This window comes from Lentiprolixibacter sp. (assembly GCF_982873095.1).
This window is the reverse complement of record NZ_CEYNTP010000069.1, coordinates 1-11,898: the sequence shown is the minus strand read 5'-3', so window position 1 is coordinate 11,898 and position 11,898 is coordinate 1. Positions and strand designations below refer to the sequence as shown.

The 11,898-nt window shown below is 45.2% G+C and carries 10 protein-coding genes and 1 pseudogene; 8 read left to right on the top strand and 3 right to left on the bottom strand.

From position 1 onward, the window contains the following. The 4 genes from AC4E7D_RS06060 to AC4E7D_RS06045 form a co-directional block, all read left to right on the top strand. The coding region (locus AC4E7D_RS06060) for a glutamate--tRNA ligase family protein (protein ID WP_490172919.1) at window positions 1-958 on the top strand (958 nt) is incomplete at its 5' end. Between the two features lie 235 nt (window positions 959-1,193). Next, window positions 1,194-1,523, top strand: coding sequence for a YtxH domain-containing protein (locus tag AC4E7D_RS06055; protein WP_490172918.1), 330 nt, complete (start codon window positions 1,194-1,196; stop codon window positions 1,521-1,523). Window position 1,524: 1 nt separating this feature from the next. After that, the gene (locus AC4E7D_RS06050) at window positions 1,525-1,872 is read left to right on the top strand and encodes a hypothetical protein (RefSeq protein WP_490172917.1); all 348 of its coding nucleotides are present in this window, start codon (window positions 1,525-1,527) and stop codon (window positions 1,870-1,872) included. Further along, window positions 1,869-2,105, top strand: a complete 237-nt coding sequence (locus tag AC4E7D_RS06045) for a hypothetical protein (RefSeq protein WP_490172916.1) — start codon at window positions 1,869-1,871, stop codon at window positions 2,103-2,105. Before AC4E7D_RS06050 ends, AC4E7D_RS06045 begins: the two co-directional genes overlap by 4 nt. Window positions 2,106-2,126: 21 nt before the next feature. Here AC4E7D_RS06045 and AC4E7D_RS06040 read toward each other — a convergent pair whose 3' ends face one another. From AC4E7D_RS06040 to AC4E7D_RS06030, 3 genes are all read right to left on the bottom strand, one after another. Continuing rightward, the gene (locus tag AC4E7D_RS06040; RefSeq protein WP_490172915.1) at window positions 2,127-3,059 is read right to left on the bottom strand and encodes an SPFH domain-containing protein; all 933 of its coding nucleotides are present in this window, start codon (window positions 3,057-3,059) and stop codon (window positions 2,127-2,129) included. A gap of 109 nt (window positions 3,060-3,168) precedes the next feature. Continuing rightward, window positions 3,169-4,680, bottom strand: coding sequence for a glutamate--tRNA ligase (gene gltX / locus AC4E7D_RS06035; protein WP_490172914.1), 1,512 nt, complete (start codon window positions 4,678-4,680; stop codon window positions 3,169-3,171). A 57-nt stretch (window positions 4,681-4,737) separates the two neighbouring features. Next, the gene (locus tag AC4E7D_RS06030) at window positions 4,738-5,781 is read right to left on the bottom strand and encodes an alkane 1-monooxygenase (protein ID WP_490172913.1); all 1,044 of its coding nucleotides are present in this window, start codon (window positions 5,779-5,781) and stop codon (window positions 4,738-4,740) included. Between the two features lie 73 nt (window positions 5,782-5,854). Between AC4E7D_RS06030 and AC4E7D_RS06025 the strand changes: the two genes are divergently transcribed. The 4 genes and pseudogenes from AC4E7D_RS06025 to AC4E7D_RS06010 form a co-directional block, all read left to right on the top strand. Further along, window positions 5,855-9,271, top strand: a complete 3,417-nt coding sequence (locus AC4E7D_RS06025) for a hypothetical protein (RefSeq protein ID WP_490172912.1) — start codon at window positions 5,855-5,857, stop codon at window positions 9,269-9,271. After that, window positions 9,264-9,695 (top strand): rRNA maturation RNase YbeY, encoded by a 432-nt coding sequence (gene ybeY / locus AC4E7D_RS06020; protein ID WP_490172911.1) that lies wholly within the window; start codon window positions 9,264-9,266, stop codon window positions 9,693-9,695. The genes AC4E7D_RS06025 and ybeY overlap by 8 nt, the downstream gene beginning before the upstream one ends. Beyond that, entirely contained in the window at window positions 9,688-11,556 is a 1,869-nt protein-coding gene (mnmG, locus tag AC4E7D_RS06015; RefSeq protein WP_490172910.1) for a tRNA uridine-5-carboxymethylaminomethyl(34) synthesis enzyme MnmG, read from the top strand. The genes ybeY and mnmG overlap by 8 nt, the downstream gene beginning before the upstream one ends. A 25-nt stretch (window positions 11,557-11,581) precedes the next feature. Next, window positions 11,582-11,898 (top strand): annotated as a pseudogene (locus AC4E7D_RS06010) (methyltransferase); the annotation flags it as partial.

Genomic DNA, 11,898 nt, shown 5'->3' with positions numbered 1-11,898 from the left:
GGACCAGGTAGTGGACAAGAACCTGGTGCGGCCAAAACAACGGGAATTTGCAAGAAGAAATCTAAGTCATACCGTGGTAAGCAAACGGAAATTGCTCCAATTAGTAGAAAAAGGAATCGTTAGAGGTTGGGACGACCCGAGGATGCCCACAATTTCCGGGCTCAGGAGAAGGGGATACACCCCGGAGTCTATCCGTAATTTTGCCGATACCATTGGAATTGCCAAACGGGAGAATGTTGTGGATGTTTCCCTGCTGGAGTTCCATATCCGGGAGCACCTCAACAAGATCGATGACCGCGTGATGGCGGTCCTTAATCCGGTGAAACTCGTTATTACGAACTATCCTGAAGATGGCGAGGAATGGCTGCAGGCGGAGAACAATCCGGAAGACGAAACTGCTGGTAGCCGGGAAGTCCCCTTTAGCCGGGAACTTTACATTGAACACGAGGACTTCAGGGAACAGGCGAACCGAAAGTTCTTCCGATTAAAACTGGGCGGTGAAGTGCGGTTAAAAAATGCCTATATCATCAAGGCGGAGTCCTGCACAAAAGATGAGGAGGGGAATATCCTGGAAATCCGATGTACGTACGACCCCAAAAGCAAAAGCGGTAGTGGAACAGAGGAAAGCCTTCGCAAGGTCAAGGGAACCCTGCACTGGGTTTCAGTCCCCCATGCCGTTCCTGCCGAAGTACGCGTGTACGACCGACTCTTTTCTGATCCCAATCCGGACGGCCATAAAGACAAGGATTTTATGGAATTCCTGAACCCGGATTCTCTGAAAATAATATCGGGATTTGTGGAGCCCAGTCTGGCAGACGCTCAACCGGGGGATCGCTTTCAATTCCAGCGGTTGGGGTATTTCAATGTGGATCCGGACAGCACCCCCGGCAACCTGGTGTTCAACCGTACGGTTACCCTCCGTGATACCTGGGCCAAGATCCAGCAAAAAAGCACCTGAGCAAGGGCATTTCATCCTCCTTTGTAAAAACATGTACTAGTGGAGCTTCGTAAAGTTGGCCTCCATTCTACTTATTTACTATAAAAATAACAAACGGTATGTTATTGATATCTGTGGTAAGAAGGTACGAGCGGATTGAGAACAACTCCAATGTTTACGGGAATTAACGAGGCTTTAACAGAAATTCCACAGATATCTTCTTATCATAAAGAGTAACCAAAAAACATTTTAAGATATGTCAAATGATAGCGGATCAGTATTATTAGCACTTTTAACAGGAGCTGCAATTGGTGCTGGCATAGGAATCTTATATGCTCCTGATGAAGGCGCCAAAACAAGGAAGAAAATAAAAAAGAAAGCAAAAAAGGCCTCTGAAGAAATCAATGAGCGCCTTTCAAAGGCCACTGAAGAATTGACAAAATCTGCACAGAATCACAAAGAAGAATTCGAAAGAAAGTTGGATGAGTCGATTTCTAACATGAGCTACAAAGCCGATGATATAATCGCCGGACTGGAAAGCAAACTGGCAGAATTGAAGAAAAAGAACGCTCAGCTGCAGAAATAAAATGGCTTTTGATAAGATAAAAAAAGGCTTATCCGAATCAGAATCAGCTGCGAGAGATTATGTAGACGCTACCTCAGAACAGTTTAAACTTCAGACCTTCAGATTCGCCATGAAATTGGTGGTGAATTCTGTCAAAACACTATTGCTTGGGCTATTTTTCTTATTAACATTTTTCTTTCTTTCGCTTGCACTGGGATTCTACCTGAATGCTTTATGGCTAAGCGAGTTCCAGGGATTTCTGGCCATCGGCATTTTCTACATGATCGTGGGCATTATTATTTACCTACTGCGCTCTAGGTTGGAAAGGCCTATACTTAGAAGCGTGTCGAAATATTATTTTGAAGAATGAAAGATACTAGCGTATACAATTCCTTTGAAGAACTGGATCTGGAAATTAAAATTGCCAAGCTGGAACGCAGAATTGCTGAGGAAAAGTTTAAAATGGGGATACACCTGGTTCAGGAGCAATTTCAACCGGAGCCCCTGAAGTATGGAGTGATAAACAAGCTTAGTAAGCAGCTTGTACCTTTAGCCCTTGAATGGGGCCTGAACAAGCTGAGAAATCGCCAAAAGTCAAATTAAGATTTTAGCTCACCGCTCAGACTACTCAGTGTCTTTCTTTTTGGCAGCCTGGTTTTTCATCGCTTCACCTATCTGGTTGCTCGCTGTAAATGAAGCCACCATATTGTTCAGCATATCGCTTCCTGCCTGGGGGGAATTGGGCAGCAAAATAAGATTGGTGTTTGTCTCTTCCCCTATGGCCTGAAGGGTGTCATAATGCTGTGTTACCACGATCAAGGCAGAAGCTTCCTGGGAATTGATGCCCACTTTATTAAGGACCTCGACAGATTCTTCAAGACCACGGGCAATCTCCCGGCGCTGGTCGGCGATCCCCTGTCCCTGCAAACGCTTGCTTTCCGCTTCGGCTTTAGCCTTTTCAACAATTAAGATCCGGGCGGCGTCCCCTTCAAATTGAGCGGCAATTTTTTCACGTTCCGAGGCATTGATACGGTTCATGGCAGCTTTCACCTGTGCATCAGGGTCAATATCTGTCACAAGTGTTTTTATGATATCATAGCCATATTCCAGCATGGCATCCTGTAACTCTGATTTCACGGCAATGGCGATATCGTCTTTTTTCACAAAGACATCATCCAGTTTCATTTTTGGCACTTCAGCACGGACTACGTCAAATACATATGAAGTAATCTGATCGTGAGGGTACTCCAACTTATAAAAGGCCTCATAAACCTTGTCTCTGATAACTACATACTGCACGGATACTTTCAGTTTTACAAAAACATCATCAAGGGTTTTGGTTTCCACAATGACATCCAGCTGCTGGATCTTAAGGCTCAGTCGGCCTGCAATGCGATCTACCAGAGGGATCTTCATCTGTAAACCGGAATTACGAATGCTCTGAAAACGGCCAAAACGTTCAATTACTACGGCGGTTTGTTGCTTGACTATGAAAAAACAAGCCAGGAGGATGAGAAATCCTATGATATAGACAGGGATCAGGAATAAATTGTTCATGTAGAAATAGATTATAGTTAGTGAATATGCAAAGACAGTACTATATGAGTGTGAGAAGAAGTAGTTTTGTTACATTCCTTCACTAATATTGTTGGATTTTCAACGTGCTTTAACCAAGTTTTTCAACGGCCTTCTCCACCCGGGATATACTCTCCTCTTTTCCCAGCATCGCCATAATATCGGAAATATGAGGCCCTTTCATCTCCCCCACCAGGGCAAGGCGCAAGGGAGGCATCACCTGACCAAAACCATAACCCGCTTCACCAATCCAATTTTTCAGGTCCTTTTCAATGGTGTTCGGCTGGTCAAACGGAACAATACCTTTCAAAACAGGAATGAGTTCACCCATTACGGCTGCCGTGGCAGGCTTCCATTGTTTTTTTGCGGCCTTTTCATTGTATTGCGTAGGCGCTTCGAAGAAAAAACGGGATAAATCCCACAGCTCCGTCGGGAAATTGGCCCGTTCCCGGATAAGTTGCAGTACCTGTTTGATGTATTCTGCATCCCATTGCTCCAGGCTATGCCCCATCTGCTTAGTTACTTCCATAAAATCCAAATACAGGGCATCCAGTTCCCGTTGTTGCAGATATTGATGATTATACCAAATGGTTTTATCGGGATCAAATCGGGCACCGGATTTCTGTACGCGCTCCAGGCTAAAGGCGCTCGTGAGCTCATTGAGACTAAACACTTCCTGTTCCGTCCCCGGGTTCCAACCCAGTAAAGCCAGGAAATTGGTTACGGCTTCCGGATAATAACCGGACTCCTTATAGCCCATAGAATTTTCCCAGGCCAGGGGGTATACAGGAAAACCTCCTTTTTCACCATCCCGTTTACTGAGCTTGCCCTTGCCGGTAGGTTTCATGATCAGCGGCAGGTGGGCAAAAACGGGAGGTTCCCATCCAAAGGCTTTATATAACTGAAAGTGCAGGGCCAGGGAAGGCAACCATTCTTCGCCCCGAATAACATGGGAGATGCCCATCAGATGGTCGTCCACAATATTGGCCAGGTGATAGGTGGGCATTCCGTCACTCTTGAACAGGACCTTATCATCAAGGGTGTTAGCATCAATTTCAATAGTGCCCCGTATCACATCCTTAAGGACAATCGTTTTGTCTTTCGGACTTAGAAAACGCACCACATAGGGTGTCCCCCCTGCAATTCGGGCAGCCGTCTCCTGGGGGGTGAGCCCCAGGGAATTATCGAGTTGTTCTCGGTTATGCCAGTTGTAGATAAAGGTTTTCCCTTCAGCCTCATGCGCTTTTCTTTGCTCGTCCAGGCTTTCCGGGGAATCAAAAGCGTAATACGCCTTTCCTTTCTGAATGAGCTCCTCGGCATATTTCTGGTAATGCTCTCCGCGTTCGCTCTGTCTGTAAGGACCATGACCACCGTCTTTACCCGGGCCTTCATCGTACGGGATCCCACACCAGTTCAGGGCGTCAATGATGTACTGTTCGGCACCTTCAACATAACGGTTTTGGTCGGTATCCTCGATCCTGAGCACAAATGTTCCTCCGTGCTTTTTTGCAAATAAATAATTGAAAAGGGCAGTGCGCACTCCCCCGATATGGAGGGGGCCTGTGGGACTTGGCGCAAAACGAACCCTGACCTGCTTGCTCATATCTTCACTTCTTAGACCACAAATATAGGGCTATTGCGGGCAGAAGTAAAGCAGGGATCAGGCTTCTTTCATGTAACTCGGAATGCGTGGATTCATTACTTTGAACCACAGGGGCGGAAGAAAGGACATTACCATGGAAGTAGGGTAGCCATACGGCATTTGAGGTGATTCTTCGTGGCATTCCAGCAGTTGGTATTTCTTTGAAGATTTGTAATGGTGGTCACTATGCCGCGTAAGTTCGTACAAAACAATACGCCCAATAATATGGTTACTGTTCCAGGAGTGGATTTCCCTTACCCGTTCGTACCTGCCAGAGGGCAACTTTTTGCGCAACAATCCGTAATGTTCGATATAATTAACGGTTTCCAGCAGTAAGAACCCAACAACACCTGCCCCAACAACAAAGCCTACGGCAGGGAGGCCAAAAATGAGATATACCAGGACGAGAAAGATAATTTCGAAAACAGTATACCAGAGCATGTCATTTTTATAAGATAAGAATGAGCGCTGCTCTCGCTTTAGGAGACTCATTTGAATACGCCATGCATTGGCATACTGCCTGAACACAGAGGTGATCCAGAAAGAATATACCGTTTGGTTCAGCCTGGCAGTGGCCGGGTCTTCTTTGGTCGCGGCGTGCAGATGGTGCCCGAAGTTGTGCTCGATATAAAAGTGCATATAAAAGGAAGGCAGCAATAAAAGCTTGCCCAGGAAACGCTCAGGGGAGTTTTGCCTGTGCCCCAGTTCATGGCCTACATTGATGCCATTGGCGCCCAAAACGATGCCAAGGGACACCATAAGGCCCAGAACCTCGTAGCCCGCAAGGTTTTCCGTGGTAAGAGAGATAAGAAAGATGATCAGTAAGCCGTAGACTATGGGGACATTGAGATACAGCATGACATCAAACAAGAGGTTGTTGCTTTTCTTTTCACGATCAGACGCGTCGAGGTTGTCGGTATCTTCGGGCAGCAGGATCTCCAAAACCGGGATGATAACAAAGGCATAAAAAGGAGTAAAATAACTCCAAAGCCCTTTGAAATACAGGCTAGCGATAGCGGATAAGGGAATGGTAAGGGCTGCCAGATACTTTAAGTCGCGCATAACGAGCTTTTTAACATATTTTTGAGGTTACTTTCTTTCCGAACAGGTATCTTGGTAATAAATATACCGGAATTTGAAGCATTATCACAACATCCTGCAGAAACTGGAGGCTTTTGGAAGGAAGTATTACACCAAATCCCTTCTTAAAGGGATTTTGCTTTTCCTGGCCTTCGGCACCCTGTTTGCCCTCATTTTGATTTCCCTGGAGTATTGGCTGTGGTTAGACACTACAGGCAGGCTGCTGATGTTTATCGCAGGCGCACTGGTGTTGATGTACCTCTTTATCTGGCAAATTGGCATACCCCTTATCTATCTTTTCAGATTAAAGAAGGGAATTACCCATAAACAGGCTTCACAGATCATAGGAAGACATTTTCCTGAAGTAGGTGACAAGCTATATAATCTGTTCGACCTGGCAGACAGCGAAGAGCAGTCAGAACTATTACAGGCCAGTATAGACCAGAGGTCATTTAAGCTGTCCCCTATCCCTTTTCAAAATGCTGTGGACCTCAGGGAAAACCTAAAATACCTCAAGTACCTGGCAATTCCTTTGCTGCTTGTGGGTATTATCTACCTAAGCGGCAACCTTTCGGAATTCATAGGCTCATACCAACGGGTAGTGAATTATGATCTGGCCTATGAACCCCCAGCCCCTTTTGCCTTTGTATTGCTCAACGAAGAAGAGGGATTATTGGAAAACCAACCCTACCAGCTTCAGGTTACTACACGTGGAACTGCGATACCGGAGGATGTGTATATGGTGATGGAGGGAAAAGAGTATTTGTTAAGAAATGATGGTGGCATTTATGAGTACACGCTGAGCCCGCCTTTAAAGGATGCAACTTTTTACTTCAAGGGGGGAGGGGTACAATCGAAAAGGTACTACTTAGATGCTCTGGAAGTACCGGTAATGGAAGGCTTTGAAATGGAGTTGGACTACCCGGCTTACCTTGGACTTAGCCCGGAGAGGATCAAAGGAACCGGCAATGCGGTTATCCCTGAAGGCACAAAAGTGATTTGGCGAATAAGGGGAAAAAACACGGAATCCATATCCTTTAGCGATAGGGACACAGTGATTGCTTTTCAGGAAGAAAACGGGCTTTTTGAACTTACAAAACGGCTCAATAAGGGAACGGAGTACACGGTACGAACAAGTAATGAGTACGTATCTAATTTCGAGGAACTCGCCTTTGAACTTGAGGTGGTCCGCGACGCCTTCCCAAAGATCAGGGTCAACCAGGCAAAGGATACGCTCAACCCGAACAATGTTTATTATGGGGGAATTGTCGAAGATGACCATGGGCTTAGGAATTTGCAATTGGTTTGCCATCCAAAGGGAAGGGAGCAAGAACAACAAGTAGTTGAGTTAGGGCCCTTAAACGATGTAGTTCACGAATTCTACTATACGTTCCCGGATGGCCTGGAAGTTATCCCGGATGAGGTATATGAGTACTATTTTGAAGTGCGGGACAACGACGGCTTGAGGGGTGGGAAGAAAACGAAAAGCCAGACATTTACCACAATGATTTACAATGAAACTTCTGTTAAGGAGCAGCGATTGCATAATCAACAGGAACTGATAAAGGATCTGGACAACTCAGTGGAACAATTCAGGGAACAACAAAAGGCGTTGGAGGAAATAAACCGCTCCCAAAAAGAAAAGAACAACCTTAATTTCAATGATAAAAGGCAGGTACAGGATTTCCTGAAAAAGCAACAGGCCCAGGAACAAATGATGGAAAAATTCAGCAGGCAGCTTAAGGATAACCTGGCACAGGAAGAGCAATCAGATCGGGTAAATGAATTGTTGAAGGAACGCCTGGAAAGGCAGGAAGAAGAAGCCAGAAGAAATGAAAAGCTCTTAAAGGAGTTGGAAAAAGTAGCGGACAAGATCAATAAGGAAGAACTGGCGAAACGACTGGAAGAGGTTGCCAAAAAGCAGCAAAACAACAAACGCAGCCTGGAACAATTGGTGGAACTGACTAAGCGGTATTACGTCACAGAAAAAACGGCTCAGCTCGCAAAACAACTCAATGAATTAGGCGAGAAGCAGGAAGGGGAAGGCAAAAAGCAGGAATTACAGCCCAAACCACAGGAAGATGTAAATAAACAATTTGATGAATTGAGAAAGGAGTTAGACACCCTTGAAAAGGATAATCAAAAATTAAAAAAGCCCTTAAAGATTAATCGGGATCAGAAGAACGAGGACCTGATTGATAGGGAGCAGGAGCGAGTACTTGACAAACTCAAGAATGAATCAGCTAGAGATAATGACGAGAACATAGAACAAGCTCCAGCGGAAGGAGGGGTCAAAAGCCGACAACAAAACCTGGGTAGGAAGATTAAAGAAATGGCCGAAGAATTGCAACAGGCTGCCGCGGCAGGAGCTGGGGGCTCTAGCGTGGCAGAAGATGCGGAAATGTTGAGACAGATTCTTGACAACCTGGTTACTTTCTCATTTAAACAGGAAGTAATGTTTGATCAGTTGCAGGAGGTGAATGCGGAGTTGGGATTGTTTTCTGAGACGGTACGGGGACAGCAGCAATTGAGAAAGTTATTCGAACATGTAGATGATAGCCTCTTTGCCTTGTCACTAAGAAGGGCGGAGCTGTCCGAAGTGGTAAACGAGCAGATCACGGAAGTATATTACAACATCGATAAATCGCTGGAGAGTATTGCAGAGAACAGAATATACCAAGGGGTATCTTATCAGCAGTACGTTTTGAATGCTGCAAATACGCTAGCAGATCTATTGGCAGACATCCTGGAGAATATGCAACAAAGCTTATCCCCTGGAGCAGGTCAGGGGCAGGGAATGCAACTGCAGGATATTATAATTAGTCAGGAGGAGTTGAAAAAACGAATGGAGAAGAATGGATCTGGAGACTCCGGTAAAGAAGGGGAAGAAGAAGGCAAGAAAGGTCAGGAAGGTCAGGAAGGGCAGGCACAGGGAGAACAGGGCAATGAAGAAAGAGAAAGGGGGAAACAAGGAAATAGACAAGGAGGAGAAGAGGGTCAGGGCACCAAAAACGGCAAAGACGATCCTAATGGAGAAGGTCAGATGAGTGAGGAACAACTACGGGAATTATATGAGATATACAAACTGCAGGAAGAGATAAAGAATCAACTGGAAAAACAGCTTCAGGACATGATCAGTAACGAGGACAGAAAGTTGGCAAATCGGATCCTGCGACAAATGCAGATGTTTCAGGAAGACTTGTTAGAGAATGGTATAACAAAGCGCACCAAAGACCGACTAAATGCCATTAATTATCAGTTGCTAAAACTTAAGGATGCTGCATTAAAACAAGGAGAAAAATCGGAAAGGGAAAGCAGGACCGGTAAACAAGAATACAGCAATCCGTTAAGATTTACACAGAATTGGGAAAATAAGCAATTACCTCAAATTGAAATTTTAGACAGACAAGCCTTACCTTTGCGCCAAAAATATAAACAGCGCGTGCAACGTTACTTTAATCGCAATGATTGAGTACCATTCGGAAATCGATTTTAACTTATCAAGTAAGCAGCTTTATTCGGAATGGATAAAAAGGGTGGTGAACGCAGAAGGAAAAAACCTGAGTAAGCTGTCCTATATTTTCTGTTCCGATGAATTCTTGTTGGACCTAAATAAGAAGTTCTTAAATCATGATACGCTTACGGATATCATTACTTTTCCGTATAACAAAGATGGAGACGTGGAGGCAGAGATTTATATTAGCATTCCAAGGGTCAGGGAAAACGCTATTGATAGAAAGATTGAGTTCGAAGATGAATTAAAAAGGGTGATGATACATGGCGTTCTTCATCTGCTGGGATTTGGTGACGGAACTAGGGAGGAACAAGAGGAGATGAGACGCATGGAAGATATATACTTAAAAATGTTCCACGTGGAACAAAAAGGAGATGTTTGAAAAGGAGTATGATGTTATAGTTGTAGGTGGTGGCCACGCCGGGGCTGAAGCAGCGGCAGCGGCGGCCAATATGGGTTCAAAAACACTATTGGTTACAATGAACCTGCAGACCATAGGGCAAATGTCCTGCAATCCCGCCATGGGGGGAATTGCAAAGGGACAGATTGTACGGGAAATTGATGCGCTCGGCGGGTACAGCGGAATAGTCACTGATAAGTCGGCCATACAGTTTAAAATGCTTAATAAGTCTAAAGGACCGGCTATGTGGAGTCCTAGGGCGCAGAACGATCGCATGCGTTTTGCCGAGGAATGGCGTATGGCTTTAGAGCAAACGCCTAATGTGGATTTTTACCAGGAAATGGTAAAAGGGTTGCTGGAGAAAGGAGGTCGAATTATAGGCGTAAGGACGTCTTTAGGTCTAGATATAAAAGCCAAAGCGGTTGTCCTCACCAACGGAACGTTTCTTAACGGACTGATCCATATTGGGGAAAAGCAATTTGGTGGGGGCAGGGCCGGCGAAAAAGCGGCCACTGGGATAACGGAACAACTCACGGACTTTGGTTTCGATAGTGGCAGGATGAAAACAGGAACTCCTCCAAGGGTTGATGGCAGGTCACTGGATTATACGCAGATGATTGTTCAGCCTGGGGATTTACAGCCAGAAAAGTTTTCCTATCTGGATACTCCTATACTAGAACAACAAAGGGATTGTTATATGACCTATACAAGTCCGGAGGTCCACGAGCTTCTTAAGGAGGGTTTTGACCGATCACCTATGTTTAATGGTCGTATTAAAAGTATAGGCCCCCGTTATTGTCCGTCTATAGAGGATAAGATCCACCGGTTTGCGGATAAGGACAGACACCAGATCTTTGTTGAGCCTGAAGGATGGAATACGGTTGAGGTTTACGTAAATGGTTTCTCTACCTCCCTCCCTGAGGATGTACAATATCGCGCGTTAAAATCCGTAAAAGGATTTGAAAATGTGAAGTTTTTTAGGCCGGGATACGCAATAGAGTACGATTATTTTCCACCTACACAGCTTAAGCATACCCTGGAGACCAAGCTGGTGGAGAACCTCTACTTCGCCGGGCAGATTAACGGTACCACCGGCTACGAAGAAGCGGCATCCCAGGGGTTAATGGCGGGGATTAATGCGCACCTGAAACTGAATGATAAGGAGCCTTTTATTCTTAAACGGGACGAGGCCTATATAGGAGTGCTTATTGATGATCTGATCACTAAAGGGACTGAAGAACCTTACCGCATGTTCACTAGCCGAGCCGAATACAGGACCTTATTAAGGCAGGATAATGCAGACCTCAGATTGACACCGAAAAGTCATTCCCTGGGCCTGGCATCAGAGGAGCGATTGAAAAGGGTGCAGGAAAAGGAAAGGAAATCAGAGCAATTCCTGACCTTCTTCAGAACAACCAGTTTTAGGCCGGACGTAATTAATCCGATCCTGGAGCGTCTTGATTCAGCTCCGGTAAAACAGGCGGATAAAATGTACAAGGTATTCAGCAGACCAAAAGTGCGAATGGAGCATATGCTGGAACTGGATGAAGTACAACAGTTTGTTGCGGAAAACGGGCTTGGACGGGACATACTTGAGCAAGCAGAAATTCAGGTAAAGTATGCAGGATATATAGAAAAGGAAAAAAGCAATGCAGATAAACTCCAAAGATTGGAGAACATCAAGATCCCTGTAAATTTTGATTACACCAAGATCAAATCCCTGTCCTATGAAGCCCGCGAAAAATTACAGGCAATCCAGCCCGTGACGATCTCCCAAGCTTCAAGGATAAGTGGTGTATCGCCCAGTGATATCAGCGTGCTTTTGGTATACATGGGCAGATAATGTTCCACGTGGAACCTAATCCAATATGCAGTTGGCCAAAGTCAAGACATCCAAACAAAATACCGAAGAGTTCGAGGTTGTAGATCATGCTATTAGCGGCGAGACCTTCAGCCTGAAAAAGCACCCGGATCTCGATATGTGGATGACCTTTCCGAAACCAGAAAACTTGCAAAGCTATTACGAATCAGAGGACTACCTGTCCCACTCAGATAAGAGAGCTACCCTTTTTGAAAAATGCTATCAATGGGTAAAGTCAGTACGAACCAAACGGAAATTGTCGTGGCTGAGAAGAACGTTAGGCAGCACCGGAAAATTGCTGGATGTTGGAACGGGGACAGGAGA